At 67.6% G+C, this 17,509-nt stretch carries 18 protein-coding genes and 1 pseudogene; 11 read left to right on the top strand and 8 right to left on the bottom strand.

Going from position 1 to position 17,509, the window contains the following annotated elements; translation table 11 throughout:
• Positions 1–7 precede the first annotated feature (7 nt).
• The 6 genes and pseudogenes from hutU (at position 8) to DRW48_RS04295 (ending at position 5,339) form a co-directional block, all read left to right on the top strand.
• Entirely contained in the window at positions 8–1,690 is a 1,683-nt protein-coding gene (gene hutU / locus DRW48_RS04320) for a urocanate hydratase (RefSeq protein WP_114075338.1), read from the top strand.
• Positions 1,691–1,710: 20 nt separating this feature from the next.
• On the top strand, positions 1,711–2,286 hold the full coding sequence (locus tag DRW48_RS04315; protein ID WP_114077351.1) for a HutD/Ves family protein: 576 nt from the start codon (positions 1,711–1,713) through the stop codon (positions 2,284–2,286).
• Between the two features lie 71 nt (positions 2,287–2,357).
• Positions 2,358–3,170: a transporter substrate-binding domain-containing protein gene (locus tag DRW48_RS04310; protein WP_114075337.1), complete on the top strand. Its 813-nt coding sequence runs from the start codon at positions 2,358–2,360 to the stop codon at positions 3,168–3,170.
• A 65-nt stretch (positions 3,171–3,235) separates the two neighbouring features.
• The gene (locus DRW48_RS04305) at positions 3,236–3,883 is read left to right on the top strand and encodes an amino acid ABC transporter permease (protein ID WP_114075336.1); all 648 of its coding nucleotides are present in this window, start codon (positions 3,236–3,238) and stop codon (positions 3,881–3,883) included.
• Positions 3,883–4,542 carry an amino acid ABC transporter permease gene (locus DRW48_RS04300; RefSeq protein ID WP_114075335.1) on the top strand — a complete coding sequence of 220 codons (660 nt, stop codon included), beginning with the start codon at positions 3,883–3,885 and terminating at the stop codon, positions 4,540–4,542. Before DRW48_RS04305 ends, DRW48_RS04300 begins: the two co-directional genes overlap by 1 nt.
• A 45-nt stretch (positions 4,543–4,587) precedes the next feature.
• Positions 4,588–5,339, top strand: a pseudogene (locus DRW48_RS04295) (amino acid ABC transporter ATP-binding protein).
• 138 nt (positions 5,340–5,477) lie between these two features.
• Here DRW48_RS04295 and DRW48_RS04290 read toward each other — a convergent pair.
• The 5 genes from DRW48_RS04290 to DRW48_RS04270 all read right to left on the bottom strand — a co-directional run bounded on the left by DRW48_RS04290 (position 5,478) and on the right by DRW48_RS04270 (position 11,333).
• Positions 5,478–7,538, bottom strand: a complete 2,061-nt coding sequence (locus DRW48_RS04290; RefSeq protein WP_114075334.1) for a TonB-dependent receptor domain-containing protein — start codon at positions 7,536–7,538, stop codon at positions 5,478–5,480.
• 103 nt (positions 7,539–7,641) lie between these two features.
• Positions 7,642–8,511 (bottom strand): iron ABC transporter ATP-binding protein, encoded by an 870-nt coding sequence (locus DRW48_RS04285; RefSeq protein ID WP_114075333.1) that lies wholly within the window; start codon positions 8,509–8,511, stop codon positions 7,642–7,644.
• A complete protein-coding gene (locus DRW48_RS04280) occupies positions 8,508–9,464 on the bottom strand; it encodes an iron chelate uptake ABC transporter family permease subunit (protein ID WP_114077350.1) in 957 nt (318 codons plus the stop codon). The genes DRW48_RS04285 and DRW48_RS04280 overlap by 4 nt, the downstream gene beginning before the upstream one ends.
• 4 nt (positions 9,465–9,468) lie before the next feature.
• Positions 9,469–10,380: an ABC transporter permease gene (locus DRW48_RS04275; RefSeq protein WP_114077349.1), complete on the bottom strand. Its 912-nt coding sequence runs from the start codon at positions 10,378–10,380 to the stop codon at positions 9,469–9,471.
• A 44-nt stretch (positions 10,381–10,424) separates the two neighbouring features.
• The gene (locus DRW48_RS04270) at positions 10,425–11,333 is read right to left on the bottom strand and encodes a siderophore ABC transporter substrate-binding protein (protein WP_114075332.1); all 909 of its coding nucleotides are present in this window, start codon (positions 11,331–11,333) and stop codon (positions 10,425–10,427) included.
• 190 nt (positions 11,334–11,523) lie between these two features.
• Between DRW48_RS04270 and mbfA the strand changes: the two genes are divergently transcribed.
• The 4 genes from mbfA to alaE all read left to right on the top strand — a co-directional run bounded on the left by mbfA (position 11,524) and on the right by alaE (position 14,791).
• Positions 11,524–12,498, top strand: a complete 975-nt coding sequence (mbfA, locus tag DRW48_RS04265) for an iron exporter MbfA (RefSeq protein ID WP_114075331.1) — start codon at positions 11,524–11,526, stop codon at positions 12,496–12,498.
• Between the two features lie 105 nt (positions 12,499–12,603).
• Positions 12,604–13,533, top strand: coding sequence for an AEC family transporter (locus DRW48_RS04260; protein WP_114075330.1), 930 nt, complete (start codon positions 12,604–12,606; stop codon positions 13,531–13,533).
• Positions 13,534–13,544: 11 nt separating this feature from the next.
• Positions 13,545–14,345 (top strand): crotonase/enoyl-CoA hydratase family protein, encoded by an 801-nt coding sequence (locus tag DRW48_RS04255; RefSeq protein WP_114075329.1) that lies wholly within the window; start codon positions 13,545–13,547, stop codon positions 14,343–14,345.
• A complete protein-coding gene (gene alaE, locus DRW48_RS04250) occupies positions 14,342–14,791 on the top strand; it encodes an L-alanine exporter AlaE (RefSeq protein WP_114075328.1) in 450 nt (149 codons plus the stop codon). The genes DRW48_RS04255 and alaE overlap by 4 nt, the downstream gene beginning before the upstream one ends.
• 4 nt (positions 14,792–14,795) lie before the next feature.
• Here the strand turns inward: alaE and DRW48_RS04245 are convergent, their stop codons facing one another.
• The 3 genes from DRW48_RS04245 to DRW48_RS04235 are packed head-to-tail and all read right to left on the bottom strand — an operon-like array spanning position 14,796 to position 15,827.
• Entirely contained in the window at positions 14,796–15,134 is a 339-nt protein-coding gene (locus tag DRW48_RS04245) for a DUF2794 domain-containing protein (RefSeq protein ID WP_114075327.1), read from the bottom strand.
• Between the two features lie 40 nt (positions 15,135–15,174).
• Complete coding sequence (locus DRW48_RS04240) at positions 15,175–15,471, bottom strand: I78 family peptidase inhibitor (RefSeq protein WP_114075326.1); 297 nt, start codon at positions 15,469–15,471, stop codon at positions 15,175–15,177.
• A complete protein-coding gene (locus DRW48_RS04235) occupies positions 15,471–15,827 on the bottom strand; it encodes a hypothetical protein (RefSeq protein ID WP_241963372.1) in 357 nt (118 codons plus the stop codon). Before DRW48_RS04235 ends, DRW48_RS04240 begins: the two co-directional genes overlap by 1 nt.
• A gap of 184 nt (positions 15,828–16,011) precedes the next feature.
• On the opposite strand from DRW48_RS04235, the gene DRW48_RS04230 reads away from it, so the two are divergent.
• On the top strand, positions 16,012–17,484 hold the full coding sequence (locus tag DRW48_RS04230) for a Glu/Leu/Phe/Val family dehydrogenase (RefSeq protein ID WP_422385748.1): 1,473 nt from the start codon (positions 16,012–16,014) through the stop codon (positions 17,482–17,484).
• Positions 17,485–17,509: the final 25 nt, after the last annotated feature.

Here is a 17,509-nt window from a genome sequence, read left to right as displayed (position 1 = left end):
CAGCCCGATGAACAACCCGCGCCACAACACCCGCGACGTCTTTCCCGCCACCGGCACCGAGCTGACGGCCAAAAGCTGGCTGACCGAGGCGCCGCTGCGGATGCTGATGAACAACCTGCATCCTGACGTCGCCGAGAACCCGCACGAGTTGGTGGTTTATGGCGGTATCGGCCGCGCCGCGCGAACCTGGGACGATTTCGACAAGATCGTCGCCAGCCTTCGCGATCTGGAAGAGGACCAGACCCTGCTGGTGCAGTCGGGCAAGCCGGTCGGCGTGTTCCAGACCCACAAGGACGCCCCGCGCGTGCTGATCGCCAACAGCAACCTGGTGCCGCACTGGGCGACCTGGGACCATTTCAACGAGCTCGATAAGAAGGGACTGGCCATGTATGGCCAGATGACAGCGGGCTCGTGGATCTATATCGGCACCCAAGGCATCGTGCAGGGCACTTACGAGACCTTTGCCGAGGCCGGGCGCCAGCACTACGGTGGCGACCTGAAGGGGCGCTGGGTCCTGACGGGCGGCCTTGGCGGCATGGGCGGCGCGCAGCCCTTGGCGGCGGTCATGGCCGGGGCCTGCTGCCTCGCCGTCGAATGCGACGAGACGCGCGCCGATTTCCGCCTGCGTACCCGCTATGTCGATGAAAAGACGCACGACCTGGACGAGGCCCTGGCGCTGATCGACCGCTGGACCAAGGCCGGCGAGGCGAAATCCGTGGCCCTGATCGGCAACGCCGCCGACGTCTTTCCCGAAATCTTCCGCCGCATGCAGGCTGGCGGGATGCGCCCCGACATCGTCACCGACCAGACCAGCGCGCATGACCCGATCCATGGCTACCTGCCGCAGGGCTGGACTGTCGCCGAATGGCGCGCGCGGCAGGAGTCCGAGCCGAAGGTCGTCGAGGCCGCGGCCCGCGCCAGCATGAAAACCCATGTCGCGGCGATGGTCGATTTCTGGAACGCCGGCGTTCCGACCCTCGATTACGGCAACAACATCCGCCAGGTCGCGCAAGAAGAGGGGCTGGAGAACGCCTTTGCCTTCCCGGGTTTCGTCCCCGCCTATATCCGTCCGCTGTTCTGCCGCGGCGTCGGACCGTTCCGCTGGGCCGCGTTGTCGGGCGATCCCGAGGACATCTACAAGACCGACGCCAGGATGAAGGAGCTGTTTCCCGACAACCAGCACCTGCACAACTGGCTGGACATGGCGCGCGAGCGGATCGCCTTTCAGGGCCTGCCGGCGCGGATCATGTGGATCGGCCTTGGGGATCGCCACAAGGCGGGCCTTGCGATCAACGAGATGGTCCGCAAGGGCGAGCTGAAGGCGCCGGTCGTCATCGGACGCGATCACCTCGACAGCGGCAGCGTCGCCAGCCCCAACCGAGAGACCGAGGCCATGGCGGACGGCAGCGACGCGGTCAGCGACTGGCCGCTGCTTAATGCCCTGCTGAACACCGCGTCGGGCGCGACCTGGGTCTCCTTGCACCACGGCGGCGGCGTCGGCATGGGCTTCAGCCAGCATTCCGGCATGGTCATCTGCTGCGACGGCTCCGAGGACGCCGACCGGCGCATCGCCCGCGTCTTGTGGAACGACCCGGCGACCGGCGTCATGCGCCACGCCGATGCGGGCTATGACATCGCGCTGGACTGCGCGCGCGAGCATCAACTTAACCTGCCGGGAATCCTCGGGTGAGGATCGTCCGCAAGGGCGCGATGCGGTCCATGCCCTGGCGCAATGGCGGCGGCATCACGCATGAGATCGCGGCGGGCCCCGAGGGCGCCAGCCTCGACGGCTTTGACTGGCGGCTGAGCATGGCCGAGGTCGCCTCAGACGGGCCGTTCTCGGTCTTTGCGGGGGTGGACCGGACGTTGACCCTGCTGGCAGGGGACGGGATCAGCCTCGATTTCGGCGGCGGCGATGTGTCCTTGCGGCCGGGGTCGGACCCGCTGGCCTTTCCGGGCGAGGCGCCGGTGACGGGCCGACTGCACGCCGGGCCGATCCTGGATCTGAACGTCATGACCCGGCGCGGGGCGGCCCGCCACGCGGTGGCGGTGCTGCCGGTCGGCGCGCCGCTGCCGCCAGACTGCATCGCCATCGTCTGCCGCAGTGGACAGGTGCGGATTGGCGCCGAGACCTTGGCGCCCGGCGATTGCGCATTGCTGTACGCCGATCCGGACACCACTAACGCGCCGAGCACCATCCTGACGGCTGGCAGCGGCGAGATCGTCGCAGTCTCGCTGTGGGGCATGGACGATTCGCGCAACAGCCGGGAAAATCGATCGATTTGAATCGCGAAATCCATGCGCACCGGGCGGGGCGCATGGAAAACATCCACACCGCCCGCCAACGGGAGAGACCCATGAGCGTTCATACGACCCTGAAATCCGCGCTGATCGGCCTGGCCGCGCTGGGCCTGACCGTCACCGGCGCGCTGGCCGACCAACTCGACGACATCAAGGCCGCCGGCAAGATCACCGTCGCCACCGAGATGCACTATGCCCCCTTCGATATCCTCGAGAACGGGCAGTATGTCGGCTTCAACCGCGACCTGTTCGACGAGATCGCCAAGGAACTTGGCGTCACGCCCGAATACCAGGACCTGCCCTGGACCGCGATCCTGCCGGGCCTCGAAGTCAAGAAGTTCGACTTTGTCACCGCCCCCGTGACCTACACCCCCGAGCGGGCCGAGCGTTACGCCTTTACCGCGCCGATCAGCGACGCGACCGTGATGATGGTGCAAAAGGCCGGCGGCGCGCTGACCAAACCCGAGGACGCCAAGGGCAAGACCGTCGGCGCCCAGCAGGGCACCGCGCAGTTGGCCCAGCTTGAGGCCTTTGGCAAGAAGATCGGCGGCATCACGATCAAGGAATATGCCTCGACCGACGAGGCCTATGCCGATGTCGCGGCCGGCCGCCTCGACGCCGCGGTCGCCTCGGCGCCGCTGATCAACTACATGGTCAAGCAGCGTCCCGAGGTGTTCGCCGCCGTCAACCCGCCGTTCGGCGATCCGACCTATTTCGGCTTTGTCGCGCGCAAGGAAGGCACCGAGACGCTGATCAAGGCGATCAACGACGCCATGGCCAAGATGCAGGCCGACGGCCGGTTCGCCAAGATTCAGGAAAAGTGGATCGGCGCCAAGACCGAATTGCCGACCGAAATGCCCAAGCTGTAAGGCTGCTTTCCGGGGGCCGCATGCCGGCCCCCGCCCTACCGATCCCCGCGGCTGACGGACGGCGCATGTTCTCGTTCAAGACGATCCTCGACAACCTGCCGACGCTGGCCTGGGCCGGCCGGTTCACGCTGCTGATCTCGGTCCTCGGCTGTGCGCTGGGGCTTGTGATCGGCGCGGTGATCTGCGCCTTGGCCGTCTCGCGCTCGCGCGTCGCGCAGACGGTGGCCGCGATCTATGTCAGCTTTTTCCGCGGCGTGCCGTTGCTGGTGCAGCTGCTGCTGTTTTTCTACATGTTGCCGCTGATCGGGCTGAACATCCCGGCCACGGTCGCCGCCGTCGTCACGGTCGGTCTGTGCGCCGCCGCCTATATCAGCGAGATCCTGCGCGGCGCGCTGAACGCCATCCCGCGCGGCCAGCGCGAGGCTGCCATAGCCATCGGCCTGTCGCCGCGCGACATATGGGCCCGCATCCTGATGCCGCAGGCGCTGAAGATTGCCATGCCGGCCATGGTCAACGAGCTGATCCTGCTGGTGAAGGCCAGCTCGCTGGTCTCGGTCGTCGGCATCGTCGAGATCACGCGCATGAGCCAGTCGATCGCCGCCGCGACCTACCGGCCGTTGGAAATCTACCTGACCGCCGCTTTCCTTTACCTGATCATCAACCTTGCCCTCGCCTTCGGTGGCCGTCGGCTGGAGCGGAGGCTCGCCTACTGATGGACTGGGGGCTCTTCGTCCGCTTCGGCCCGGCCCTGGCGCAGGGCATCGCGATGACCATCGCCTGCTGGATCGCCGGCACGGTCCTGGGCATGGCGCTGGGCTTTGTCATCGCCCTTGTGCGTCGCCGCGCGCCGCGTGCGCTTGGTTGGGTCCTGACCGCCTATATCGAGTTCATCCGCGGCACGCCGTTTCTGGTGCAGCTGTTCGTCCTTTACTACGGCGGCCCGATGGTCGGGCTGCGCCTCGATGCGCTGCCGGCCGGCATCCTTGGCCTGACCCTCTATGGCAGCGCCTATTTCGCCGAGATCTTTCGCGCCGGCTTCCAGGCCGTGCCGTCCGGCCAGATCGAGGCGGCGCGCGCCATGGGCTTTGCCCCCGGCGTCATCCTGCGCCGCGTCGAGGTGCCGGCGATGCTGGTCAGCGCCCTGCCCGCCCTGGTCAACTTTTCGATCATCCTGACGAAGGAGACCGTGATCCTGTCGATGATCACCGTTCCGGAAATCATGTTCGCCACCGGCAAGATGATGGCCGAGACCTTTGCCTTCGTCGAGACGACGCTGGTCCTGGCCCTGTTCTTCTGGGTGTTTGTCGAGGTCATCTCGCGCCTTGGCCGCTGGCTGGAACGTCGCGCCACCCACTACCTGCTGGAGCGTTAAGCCGTGTCCGTGACCCTTTCTCCCGTCGCCGCCGCCTCGGCAGACCTGATCCGCGTGTCCAAGTTCTATGGCCCGTTCCAGGCGCTGAAGGACGTCTCGCTGCAGATTCCGCCGGGCAAGGTCAGCTGCCTGATCGGGCCCTCCGGCAGCGGCAAGTCGACCCTGCTGCGCTGCATGAACTTCCTCGAGGAATATGACAGCGGCGAGGTCCGCATCGACGGCCGGCTGATCGGCTATGACAGCCCCGGCGGGCGGCGCATGCGGGCGGGCGATCTGCGCGCCATGCGCCGCGACATCGGCATGGTGTTTCAGCAGTTCAACCTGTGGCCGCACATGACCGCGCTGCAGAACGTCGCCGAGGGCCTGGAGCGCGTAAAGCGCCTGCCCCGCCGCGAGGCAGAGGCCCGCGCGCAGGAGGCGCTGGTCAAGGTCGGACTTGGTGACAAGACCGCCAACCACCCCGGCCGGTTGTCGGGGGGCAGCAGCAGCGCGTCGCCATCGCCCGCGCCATTGCCATGCAGCCCCGCATCATGCTGTTCGACGAGCCGACCAGCGCGCTCGACCCGGAGCTCGTGGGCGAGGTGCTGACGGTCATGAAAAGCCTCGCCGCCGAGGGCATGACCATGGTCGTCGTCACGCACGAGATGGGCTTTGCCGCCCATGTCGCCGACCAGGTGGCGTTCATGGAAAAGGGCGAACTGGTCGCGTCGGGCACGCCCACCGACATCTTCCAGCGCACCACCGACCGCCGCATCGGCAGCTTCCTGTCCAGCTATCGCGAGCGCAACGCGTTCTAGGCGCGTTCGGAAGCTAAGGTTCGAGCGTTCGTTTCATCCTCGGCGCGGCGCGCCCTTCTCGGGGGCATTTGCCCTTGGACGGCAGGCGCGCCACGCAAACGGCGGCGCGAACGCCGCCGTCTGGCTTCGTCGGCCGGATCAGAAGTCGTAATTCACCCCGAGCGTGATTGTCCGGCCCGGCGCGTAGAGCGGCTCGACCGCACGGGTGCCGCGGATGCGCTGCTGATAGCTGCTGCGCTCGTAATAGGCCCTGTCGGTCAGATTATCGATGCGCAGGCTGACGACCGTGTTCCTCATCGCCTCGGGGCGCCAGTCGGCATAGACGTTCAGCACGGTATAGCCGGGATCGTCCTTGAAAAGCTCCTTGCGCAGGTACTCGCCCGACAGCTCGCCAGCCCATTCCAGCGACGCGCCCAGCTTGACGTTATGCGCCGGCAACTCCTGGTCCACGAACAGCGTCGCCAGCGAGCCGATCGGTACGGCGGTCCCGCCTTGCGGCAGCGCACGCTCGCCATCCTCGGTCAGCTTCGCCTTGGTGAAGCTGCCGCCGACCCGGCCGGTGCCCCAGTCGTAATTGCCCTGCAACGTCACCCCGCGCGAGCGGACCTCGGGTCCGTTCTCCAGCCGATAGACCGCGCGGTCGGCGTTATAGACGGCCGGGTTTTTCAGGCGCGTGTCGAACAGGGTCAGGTTGCCGGTCCAGTTGCCGCGGCTGGCGTTAAGGCCAAGTTTTGCGTTGGTCGCGGTCGAGGCCTCGAAATCCGGGGCGGTCGCAAAGCTGGCGTCGCGCGCGTGCAGCAGGCCAAACTCGCCGACCTCGTGTCCCAGCCAGGTGCGCGAGGCGCCGGCAAAGACCTCGTAGCCCTCGCTGAACTCGTACGAAATCGTGCCGTTCACGCTGGCGCCACTGCCTGACAGGCGGCGGCCGTCCCAGTCGGTAAAGCTCTGGTGATCCAGCCGCGCCCCGGCCGAGACGTCCACGCCGTTATCGAATTCGAACCGGCCCTGCGCAAAGGCGCCGACCTGCATCGTCTCCAGCGTCCAGTAGCGCCGGTCGGTATCGCCGTAGTTGTCGAGCCAGTAGTCGTTATAGCGGAAGTCGACGCCAGCCGTGATGCTGCCGGGGCCAATCTCGTACCGGTTCTTCAGGACGCCCCCGACGGTCTTGACCTCGGCATTCATGTCGCCGTTGTAGCCGCCGACCAGATAATTAGGGCGCTCGTAACGGTTGCGGCTGACATAGAATTCCGCAGTGGGATCCCAGGCTGCCGTGGGGGCGGTGGTCGTGTATTTCAGGCGCAGCCTGTCATTGGTGATCTTCAGCGGATAGACGCTATCGTCATAGATCGGCAGCCCGTCCGTCCCGATCCCGGCCAGGTCCATGTTCATCTTGATCGAACGATCGCCTTCGTCCTCGGTGTGCTGGTAGTCCAGCTCGACCCGATGCGCCTCGAACTCGTAGCCCAGCTTGAAGATGCCGCCCAGGTTGCCGGGGGCGGAGCCGGGGATGGTGCGGCCATTGCCGGATTCGTAGTCGTCGCCATGCGCGCCGTTCACCATCGCCAGCCAGTCAAAGCCGCCGCGCTTGCCAAAGCTGGCAAGGCTGGCGCGCAGGCCGCGACCGTTGCTGCCGTAGCTGAGGCCTGCGCGCCCGCCGATGTCTCGGCCATCCTGCAGCAGGTCGTCGGCGCTGACGGTCTCGTAACGGACCGCGCCGGCGGCCGCGCCGAAGCCGCTGTCGGCGGCGGCGGCGCCGGCCTCGACCTCAACCGATTTCAGGAAGGCCGGGTCGATGGTGGTCGAGCCGGTATGGTGCCAGCCAGTGACTGGCTGGGGCACGCCGTCGACGGTGACGTTCAGGTTCGACTGCTCGAGGCCAAGAACATGGATGCGCTTGGCCGGTCCGACGCCGCCCGAGACGCTGACCGCCGAATTGCGAGCGAACAGCTCGGAGACATCGGCCGGCTGCAGGATGGCCAGATCCTCCTCGGACAGGGCGACGCCGCCGGTGGCTACGACCTTTTCGTCGCCGCCGGCGATCAGGGTTATGGGGTCGAGAACCAGGGTGCTTGAGGCGCCCGCGAGCGGGGCAGGGGCGAGGTCCTGAGCAAGCGCCGTGCCGGCGGTCAGCACCGCCGTCAGCGCGAGGCCAGAGGCGCCTGCGAGCAGGACGCGGGGATGGATAGTGGGTCGGGTCATGGGGCCTCCGGGCAAGGGTTTCAAAAGGTTGAAGACCCAATGCGGCGGAGCGGGGGAAAAGGAAAGCATTTTTGTCAGGTATTATAATTATTTTTGTCAGGTATTAGCATGCCGTGTCGCTCGCGGCACGTTCTGTCTCCAAATCAGAGGCTTGCGGCCGCAGTCCACCCGGCGCGATTCCCGGCAGTTCCGGCTCGACGCCGAGCGCATGATGCAGGTGGTGGTGCAGCACCAGGGGCCGGCCGTCGTGGCGGCTGACCTCGATCGGCGTGTCGTAGAGCTGGGATAGCAGCGTCTCGGTCAGGACTGTTTCCGGAGGCCCCTGTGCGATCAGGCGCCCGCCCTTCATCGCGATGACATGATCGGCCCATGCGGCAGCGTAGTTCACCTCGTGGACCACCATCACGACGCTGCGCCCCTCGGTCCGCACGATCTGCGCGAGTCGCGCCATCAGGGCACGGGCATGGCCCATGTCGAGGTTGTTCAGGGGCTCGTCCAGCAGCATCCACGGACTGCCCTGGGCAAAGGTCATCGCCAGATAGCCGCGCTGCCCCTGTCCGCCCGACAACTCGTCCAGAAAGCGGTCGGCCAGCGGCAGCAGGTCGAAGGCTGCCAGTGCCGCCTCGACCGCGGCGTGATCGGCGGGGCGGGGGCGGCCGTGGTGATGCGGCCAACGGCCAAAGGCGACCAACTCGCGCAGGCGCAGGCGGCTGGCGATCACCGTCTGCTGGCCGAGGATCGCCATGGTCAGCGCCAGCACCTCGCCGGGGGTGCGGGCGACGTCCCGTCCCTCGACCGTGATGCGCCCGGCCTGCAGCGGCAGCAGCCGCCCGATCAGCCGCAACAGGGTGGATTTGCCCGCCCCGTTCGGGCCGATCAGTGCGGTCAGCTTGCCGCGGGGAAGATCGGCGGTGATGTCCGTCAGGATCGGCGCGGTGCCGATCCTGTGGCTGAGGCCCTCGATCTGGATCATCGGATCCGCCCTTTCAGCAGCAGGAACAGGAAGAAGAGGCCGCCGGCGAACTCGACCACCACTGACAGGGTCGTGGCCTGACCCAGCACGCGCTCGAACAGCATCTGGCCGGTGACGAGGATGATGGCCGCAATCAGCCCCGCCGCCGGCAGCAGCCGCGCGTGGCGGGCGCTGCCGGTCAGCGCATGGGCGAGGCCGGCAACGATGAGGCCAAAGAACGGTACCGGCCCGACCAGCGCGGTCGAGACCGCGACCAGAACCGCGACCAGTGCCAGCGTCCCCATCACCATCCGGTTGAACGGCAGGCCGAGCGAGACCGCGGACTCGCGCCCGAGGGCCATCACGTCAAGCCGCGGGGCGAGCCACATGGCGCCCGCCACCGCCAGCGCTGCAAGGCCGGTGGCATAGGGCAGCAGCCCGGCCTGCACCCGACCGAAGCTGGCATAGCTTATGGACTGGACCACGGCGAACTCGTTCGGGTCCATGACCCGGGCGGCGAACTGGGACAGGGTGCGAAACAGGACGCCGAGGATGACGCCGGTCAGGATTGTGCGGGGGATGTCTTGCGCGCCGCGTCCCAAGAGGGTGCTGAACAGCAATGTGGCAAGACCGGCCATGGCCAAAATCTCGGCCGCGAACTTGGCCGCGGGCGGCAGGTTGGCAAAGCCGGCTATGCCCAGCGCGCCGACCAGCAGCGTCTGCATCAGGACGTAGAGGGCGTCGAATCCCATGATCGAAGGGGTCAGGACGCGGTTGGCGGCGACCGTCTGGAACAGCACCGTCGCAACGCCGATCGACACCGACACCGTCAACAGCGCCGCCAGTTTGGTTGCACGCAGCTGAAGGATGAAGCTGCGATTGCCGCTGCCGAGGCCCTGAAACAGCCAGAACCCGCAGGCCAGAAGCAGCAGCGCGGCGAGCGCGGCGAGTGCCGGGACGCGAGAAGGGCGCAAGGCGTCAGCCACGGGCGGGAACGCGCCACAGCAGCGTCAGGAACACTGCCGCGCCGACCACGCCCAGGATACTGCCGGCCGGAATTTCGTGCGGATAGCGGACCAGGCGCCCGAACAGATCGCAGGCCAGCACCAGGGCCGCGCCCGAGATCGCGACCACAGGCAGCGAGGCGCGGAGGTTGTCTCCCATCAGCCGCGCAACGATGTTCGGCACGACCAGCCCGACGAACGGGATCATGCCGACGGTGCTGACCACCATGGCCGAGCAAAGGGCGACGACCAGCAGGCCAAGCCGCATCACCGCCTCGGCCCGCAGCCCAAGGCCGGCAGCGACCTGATCGCCAAGCGCCAGAATGGCAAAGCGGTCGGCGGCGAACCACGCCAGCAGCGCCGCCGCGCCCGCGATCCACAGAAGCTCGTAGCGGCCGGCGACGACGCCCGAGAACTCGCCCACGAACAGCCAAGCGCTGACCAGTTGGACGAGGTCGAACTGCCAGGCGACGAACAGCACCAGCGAGCCGATCACCCCCGAGAGCACCAGCCCCACGATGGGCACCAGCATGATCTCGCGCGGGGGCAGGCGTCGGATGACGGCGACGAAGAGCGCGGTGCCCGCCATCGCGGCAAGGCTGGCTGCCAGCATCTTGACCCAGACTGCGGCGCCCGGCGCGATCAGCGTCACGCCGAGCAGCCCCAGCGCGGCGCTTTCCGAGGTGCCGACCGTGTCCGGGCCGACAAAGCGGTTGCGCACCAGCGCCTGCATGATGACCCCCGCGACCGACAGCGCCGCACCGGTCAGCACCACGGCCAGCGTGCGCGGCAGGCGCGATTCCATCAGCACCAGCGCCGCGCGCGGATCACGGCCGGCGGCGAGCGGATCGATCCGCGCCGCGCCGACCATCAGGCTGGCCAGCATCAGCGTGGCCAGCAGTGCCGATCCTGTGATCAGCAGGCGCTGTCTCACCCTTTCAGCGCGGCCGTCAGGCTGTCGAGGATCCCGGTCAGCGCGGTATAGCCGCCGGGCGACAGGTAAAGATCACCCGAGGGCAGATAAACCACGTGCCCGGCCTTCCACGCCTTGGTGCCCTCGACCAGCGGGGTCTTCAGCGTCGCTTCGGCCGACGGCCCTTCCTCGCCCACGGCGGCCGAGCGGTCCATGACCAGCAGCCAGTCGGGATCGGTCTGGGCGATGAATTCGTGGCTGATGGCATCGCCGTGGCCGGCCGCGGGGTCGAGGCCGGTCGCCGCGGGCGCGAGGCCCGTCACGTCATGCAGCCAGCCAAAGCGCGAGCCCGGTCCATACGCTGCCATCTTGTTGCCATTGGTCATGACGAAGAGGGCGGTGCCCTTGCCGGCCCCGGCATCCTTCAACCCGGCCAGTTTCTCGTCGAGGGTCTTGGCGAGGGCGGCCGCATCGGCCTCCTTGCCGAAGACCTTGCCGTAGGCGTCGAGGCGCGCGCGGGCATCCGCCAGCACGTCGGTGCCGATAGTCATGTCGATGGTCGGCGCAAGTTTGGCCACCGCCTCACGCTGCGTGGCCGATCGGCCGCCGACGATCGCGAGGTCCGGGCCGAGGCCGGCCAGCGCCTCGAGGTTCGGCTCGAACAGCGTGCCAATTTTGGTGGCAGCGCCCGCGGCGTCATCGAAACGCTTCAGATAGACCTTGTCCGGCAGGCCGGCAGGCTGCACGCCCAGCGCCAGCAGCGTGTCGGCGGCCGACAGATCGAACACCGCGACCTTGGCCGGGTTCTGCGGCACGGACGCCTCGCCCTGCGCGGTGGCGACGGTGACATCGGCCGCGCCGGCGGAAAGCGGGGTGAACGCCGCCAGTGCGGCAGCCATCAAACCAGAGAGTGCAAGTCCGCGCATAGCTGTATCCTTGTGCAAGGTGCGCCCGGCAGGGGCGTTCATTCCCGCCTTCTACGGGCGCAGCGGGACCGGGTCCAGATTGGCATAGTGTTTTTGTAAACTTTAGCTGGGACACAAGGTCGCGATCTTCCTCGTCAAATCGCGCACGCCACCGCTTGCCGCCCCCGCCGGCCCCAACTAGCTTCGCGCGATGCCAATTTTGTCCAATCGCCGGCGCTTTGCCGATCTGTCCGAACGCGAGGTGCTGGCCTTGGCCATCTCCTGCGAGGAGGACGACGCCCGCATCTTTCGCATGTTCGCCGAATCGCTGGCGGCCGACTATCCCGCCAGCGCCGCCGTGTTCGAGGGCATGGCCGAGGAAGAGGATCACCACCGCCAGCTGCTGATCGAATCGCACCGCGCACGATTCGGCGAAGTGATCCCCCTTATCCGGCGCGAGCATGTCGCCGGCTTTTACGCGCGCCGCCCGATGTGGCTGACCAAGAACCTGCCGCTGGAGCGGATCCGCGCCGAAGCGGAGGCGATGGAGCATCAGGCGGCCCGATTCTACGAACGCGCGGCCCGGCAGACGACCGACGCCGGCACCCGCAAGTTGCTGGGCGATCTGGCCCGTGCCGAGGCCGGGCACGGCGCCCAGGCCGGCGCCCTGACCGAGCAGCACCTGACCGAGGACGCCCGCACCAGCGAGGCCAATGCCGCACGCCGCGATTTCGTGCTGACCTGGGTGCAGCCGGGTCTGGCGGGGCTGATGGATGGCTCGGTCTCGACCCTTGCGCCGATCTTCGCCACCGCCTTCGCCACCCATGACACGCACACCACCTTTCTGGTTGGCCTCGCGGCGGCCCTGGGTGCCGGCATCTCGATGGGCTTTACCGAGGCGGCCTCGGACGATGGCGTCGTCTCGGGCCGGGGCTCGCCCCTCAAGCGCGGATTTGCCTCGGGGGTTATGACAGCGGTGGGCGGGCTGGGCCACGCCCTGCCCTACCTGATCTCAGACTTCTGGACCGCGACCACCGTCGCCACCGTGATCGTGTTCGTCGAGCTTTGGGCGATCGCCTGGATTCAGAACCGGTGGATGGAAACGCCGTTCTGGCGCGCCAGCCTGCAGGTCGTGGTCGGCGGCGCCTTGGTGTTCGCGACCGGGGTGCTGATCGGCGGCGGCTAGCGGCCCCGCCGACAGTCGCGACCGGCCAAAGCCGCTTGCCGCTGCGACGGGCCCAGCCGATGGTGCAGCCATGTGCCCGGCCCGCCCCCTTATAAATCGACGCTGATGCTGCCGATCTTCCTCAAGACGCTGCCGTTCTTCGCGCTGATCGGCACCGGCTGGCTGGCGGGGCGCACCCGCTTTTTCCCGCCCGAGGCGACTGCCTGGCTGACCAGGTTCGTGTTCTTCTTCGCGCTGTCGGCCATGCTGTTCCGCTTTGCCGCCTCGCTCGACATGGCGCAGTTGTGGGACCCGCGCTTTGTGCTGGCCTACCTGGCCGGCACATTCGCGGTCTGGGGCATTGGCCTTGCCGTCGCCCGCCTGCGCGGGCTGCCACTGGCCGAGGCGGCGATGGAGGCGCAGTGCTGCATGATCGGCAACACCGGCTTTCTGGGCGTGCCGATGCTGCTGGTGCTGCTGGGACCGGCGGCGACGGGTCCGGTGCTGCTGGTGCTGACCATCGACATGGTCGTGTTCTCGACCCTGATCACCGTGATCGTCACCGCCGCGCGGCAAGGGCGCATCAACCGTGATGCCTGGGGCGCGATCGGTCGCGGGCTGGCGGATAACCCGATGATCGTCGCAATGCTGGCCGGCCTCGCCTTCGGCGCGCTGCACCTGCCGCTGCCCGCCCCCGCGGCCGAGTTTCTGGACCTGCTCGGCGCCGCCGCGACGCCCGGCGCCCTCTTTGCCATCGGCGCCTCGCTGGCCGCCCGGCAGGCGGCGCGCCTCGGGCCGTCCCTGTGGCTGGCGTCGGCCAAGCTGGTGCTGCACCCGCTGGCGGTCGCCATCGCAGCCTTTGCCATCTTCCGGGTCGAGCCACGCGCCGCGGGCATGATGGTCGCCGCCGCCGCGCTGCCGGTAGCGGGCAACACCTATATTCTGGCACAATATTTCCATGTCGCCGAACAGCGGGTCTCGACCGCGATCTTGCTGTCGACCGCGTTCAGTATCCTGACGATCCCGCCGGTGATCGCCTGGATTTCCGGCACCTGAGGGGGACCGCCATGCTTGACGATCTTGATCTGCAGAACATGACTATTGCGGTCGACGATGCCGGCATCGCCACGCTGACGCTGAACCGCCCCGCCAAGCGCAATGCGCTGGACGCCGCATCGGTACGCGAGTTGATCGCCGTCTTTACCGCGCTGCCCCGCGCTGGCGTGCGCGCTTGCATCCTGCGCGCTGAAGGACCGCATTTCTGCGCCGGCCTCGATCTGGTCGAGCATTACCACGCCGACCGCAGTCCGGCCGACTTCATGCACCTGTGCCTCGACTGGCACGAAGCGTTCAACAAGATGGAATATGGCGGCGTGCCGATCATCGCCGTCCTGAAAGGCGCCGTGGTCGGCGGCGGGCTTGAGCTGGCTTCGGCCGCGCATATCCGGGTCGCGGACGAGGGCACCTATTTCGGCCTGCCGGAAGGGCAGCGGGGGCTCTTCACCGGCGGCGGCGCGACGATCCGGGTGGCCGGGCTGATCGGCAAGGCGCGGATGATCGACATGATGCTGACCGGCCGGCTTTACCGCGGGGCCGAGGCGGTCGAGGTCGGGCTGACGCAATACCTCGTGCCTGACGCCGAGGCCAAGTCGCGCGAACTGGCTACGGCCGCCGCCGCCAACCTTCCGCTGACCAATTTTGCCATCTGCTCCGGGATCTCGCATTTCCAGAACATGGGCGCGCTGGACGCATCCTATGCCGAGGCGGTGCTGGCGGGCGTCGTCAACACCCAGCCCGCCGCGCGCGAGCGCCTGGACGCCTTTGCCCGCGGGATGGCGCGCAAGGTCAAACCGGAGGACCGCGATTGATCCACGCGCGCCGTGCCTTTCTGGCCGACACCCTGGCGCTGATCCTATTCTTTACCACCACCGGGATCCTGAACGAGCGTTTCGTCGCCGGCATGGACTGGGCCGAGGTCGCAAGGGCGCGGATGATCGGCGCGCCCCTGATGGTGCTGACCGCCCGCCCCTATGGCCTGTGGCGGGACTGGATCATGCGGCGCGCCGGCGTGTCTGCGGTCTCGCGCCTGCTCTGGGACAGCTTCGCGCTGCTGGTCTTTCAGGTGCCGATCTACGCTGCGATCATCGTCGCCGGCGGCGCCGAGGGTAGCCAGATCCTGCGGGGCATCCTGGGGGCTGCGGCGCTGATGCTGGTCCTGGGCCGTCCCTACGGCGCATTCCTCGATTTTGTGCGGGGCCGGTTTGGTCTGCCGCCGGGCGGGACCCGCCCAATGTCGCTGGACCCGCGCCCGTAACGATCTAGTCGACCGGCCGGATCAGCTTGCGGTCCACCACGCGCAGGACCGCCGTGAGGTCATGGCCCCGGCGCAGGATTCGGCCATCCATGCCCAAGACCGCGTACTGCCCCTGGGCATTGCGCAGCCGCGGGCGCTTTTCGATACGATAGAGAGGCGTTTCGGCCGCGCGGCGAAAGACCGAGAATATGGCCACGTCCCGCAGGAAGGACATGCCGTAGTCGCGCCATTCGCCCGCGGCCACCATCCGTCCGTAAAGCGACAAGATCACGCCCAGCTCACCACGGTCGAAGGCGACGACTTCGGCCGCAGGCTGGAACTGGATCGGGGGCGGCGTCAGCATGCCTTCAGCATGCAGCGCCCTGCGCCCCCGATCAAGCTGCTCAGAAGCAGCTGACTTTCTCGATCCGGCCAGTGACGCCAATCTCGAAGTTCAGGCGCTCGCCGTTGAAATCGGCCGTGACCGGATCGTGGGGGCCGATGATGCGTGCGCCGGCGGGCAGCAGCATGCCGTCCAGCACGCTGCGCTGCTGGCCGATCAGGCCCTGGAACTGGGGTGCCTTGCAGGCCGCCGTAGTGGGCAGCGGGGGTGCAGCCGGGGGCATGGGTTCGATACATGCGGACAGGACCAGCACGGAGCCGAGGGCGACGACCGGAACAAAGCGAGACAGAGTACGCATTAGCCACAATCCACATTTTGGATGTTGCCGGCCTGATCGAGCCGGAACACGATTCGGTTAGGGTCGTATTCCTGCGACTCGATGCCGCGGAATTCGACCACGCGATAGGTGCGGGTAATCCCAAGACCAGCGATGGTGCTGCCCGGCTGACCCAGCGCGCCGGAATAATCCTTGGCGTGGCAGAGGTCGGGCTTGCGCTCCTCGAGGCCGGACATCCCTGACACCGCCGGAACGGCCTCGACCGGCTCGACGACCGGCACGGTCGGCGCAGGCGCCGGTGCGCAGCCCGTCAGGGCCAGGCCGCCGACCAGCGCGGCAGAAATAAGGGTGAGTGAAATCAGGGGCGAACGGCTCATGCGACGAGTCTCTGCACTTGGGATGCGGCACCTTAGCGCCAATCGGGCGGCCCCGCATAGCCCCTTGGCGCGCCGGGGCGGGCGGTCAATCTGACCGGCGGCCCTACAACTTTAGTTGCAATGCAAGTCCATCTGACGGACTGTGCAGCAAGTTTGGCCAGACGCTGCGTGACAGGAAGCTCGCATGACAATCGCCGCCCAAAACGTCGCTGATCCCACCCCCGTCCCCCCGCCCCCCGCGCATGGATCTTTCCGGGCGTCGGTCGACCGGATGTTCACCCAGGCCGCCTCGCTAATGCAGCTGGAGCCGGGCCTCGAGGAAAAGATCCGGGTCTGCAACAGCACCTACACCGTGCGCTTTGGCGTGCGGCTGCGCGGCGCGATCCACACCTTTACCGGGTATCGCAGCGTCCATTCCGAGCATCAGGAGCCGGTCAAGGGCGGCATCCGCTACGCCATGTCGGTCGACCAGGACGAGGTCGAGGCACTGGCGGCGCTGATGACTTATAAATGCGCTCTGGTCGAATTGCCCTTCGGCGGCAGTAAGGGCGGGTTGCGGATCGACCCGCGCGCCTGGGACGAGGACGAGTTGGAGCGCGTGACCCGCCGCTTTACTTATGAATTGTCGCGCCGCAGCCTGATCTCGCCCAGCCAGAACGTGCCGGCGCCCGACATGGGCACCGGCGAGCGCGAGATGGCGTGGATGGCCGATGCCTACAAGCGCCTCCACCCCGGCGATATCGACGCACGCGCCTGCGTGACCGGCAAGCCGCTCAGCTTTGGCGGGATCAAGGGCAGGGTCGAGGCGACGGGTCGCGGGGTGCAATATGCGCTGCGCGAGGTGTTCCGCACACCCGCGGTGGTCGCTGCGGCGGGCCTCAGCGGTGGGCTGGAGGGCAAGCGGATCGTCGTCCAGGGGCTCGGCAACGTCGGCTATCACGCGGCGCTGTTCCTGTCGGGCGAGGATGGCGCGATCATCACCGCCGTGGCCGAACGTGACGGTGCGGTGGTGAACGAGGCCGGCCTAGATATCGAGGCGCTGAGCCAGCACATGAAGGCCACCGGCGGCGTTCAGGGCTTTCCAGGCGCGACCTTCTCGCCCGACAGCGCCGCTGCCCTGGAAATCGATTGCGACATCCTGATCCCGGCCGCAATGGAGGCCGTGATCCACGAGGAGAACGCCCCCCGGATCAAGGCCAAGATGGTGATCGAGGCGGCGAACGGCCCCGTCACCGCAGCCGCCGACGCGATCTTGCGCGAAAAGGGCGTCTTTATCGTCCCCGACATGTACGCGAATGCGGGCGGCGTCACGGTCAGCTATTTCGAATGGGTCAAGAACCTCAGCCACATGGACTATGGCCGGATGGAGCGCCGCCGCGAGGAGGCCCGCCACCGCCTGCTGACCGAGGAACTGGAGCGGCTGTCCGCCGACCGTGGCCTCGGCTGGACGCTGTCCGAGGGCTTCAAGCAGTCCTATCTGCAAGGCGCGGACGAATTGACGCTCGTCCGCTCCGGCCTCGATGACATCATGCGCGGCGCCTTCCAGCAGATGATGGAGGTCAAGGACGGCGACAGCCGGGTGAACGACCTGCGCACCGCCGCCTATATCGTCGCGATCCGACGGATCGCCCGCACCTACGAGGCGCTGGGCCTTTAACCGCCAGCTGAGTGGTCGGGCACCA

The sequence above is a fragment of the Paracoccus suum genome (assembly GCF_003324675.1).
Lineage (GTDB): Bacteria > Pseudomonadota > Alphaproteobacteria > Rhodobacterales > Rhodobacteraceae > Paracoccus > Paracoccus suum.
Note: the sequence above shows the minus strand (reverse complement) of the source record. Positions and strands in the feature narration are given on the sequence as shown.

Coding starts and splice junctions, on each gene's coding strand:
- hutU (WP_114075338.1), top strand. CDS start 8: ATGAACAACCCGCGCCACAACACCCGCGACGTCTTTCCCGCCACCGGC.
- DRW48_RS04315 (WP_114077351.1), top strand. CDS start 1,711: ATGCGGTCCATGCCCTGGCGCAATGGCGGCGGCATCACGCATGAGATC.
- DRW48_RS04310 (WP_114075337.1), top strand. CDS start 2,358: ATGAGCGTTCATACGACCCTGAAATCCGCGCTGATCGGCCTGGCCGCG.
- DRW48_RS04305 (WP_114075336.1), top strand. CDS start 3,236: ATGTTCTCGTTCAAGACGATCCTCGACAACCTGCCGACGCTGGCCTGG.
- DRW48_RS04300 (WP_114075335.1), top strand. CDS start 3,883: ATGGACTGGGGGCTCTTCGTCCGCTTCGGCCCGGCCCTGGCGCAGGGC.
- DRW48_RS04290 (WP_114075334.1), bottom strand. CDS start 7,538: ATGACCCGACCCACTATCCATCCCCGCGTCCTGCTCGCAGGCGCCTCT.
- DRW48_RS04285 (WP_114075333.1), bottom strand. CDS start 8,511: ATGATCCAGATCGAGGGCCTCAGCCACAGGATCGGCACCGCGCCGATC.
- DRW48_RS04275 (WP_114077349.1), bottom strand. CDS start 10,380: ATGCTGGCCAGCCTGATGGTCGGCGCGGCGCGGATCGATCCGCTCGCC.
- DRW48_RS04270 (WP_114075332.1), bottom strand. CDS start 11,333: ATGCGCGGACTTGCACTCTCTGGTTTGATGGCTGCCGCACTGGCGGCG.
- mbfA (WP_114075331.1), top strand. CDS start 11,524: ATGCCAATTTTGTCCAATCGCCGGCGCTTTGCCGATCTGTCCGAACGC.
- DRW48_RS04260 (WP_114075330.1), top strand. CDS start 12,604: ATGCTGCCGATCTTCCTCAAGACGCTGCCGTTCTTCGCGCTGATCGGC.
- DRW48_RS04255 (WP_114075329.1), top strand. CDS start 13,545: ATGCTTGACGATCTTGATCTGCAGAACATGACTATTGCGGTCGACGAT.
- DRW48_RS04245 (WP_114075327.1), bottom strand. CDS start 15,134: ATGCTGACGCCGCCCCCGATCCAGTTCCAGCCTGCGGCCGAAGTCGTC.
- DRW48_RS04240 (WP_114075326.1), bottom strand. CDS start 15,471: ATGCGTACTCTGTCTCGCTTTGTTCCGGTCGTCGCCCTCGGCTCCGTG.
- DRW48_RS04235 (WP_241963372.1), bottom strand. CDS start 15,827: ATGAGCCGTTCGCCCCTGATTTCACTCACCCTTATTTCTGCCGCGCTG.
- DRW48_RS04230 (WP_422385748.1), top strand. CDS start 16,012: ATGACAATCGCCGCCCAAAACGTCGCTGATCCCACCCCCGTCCCCCCG.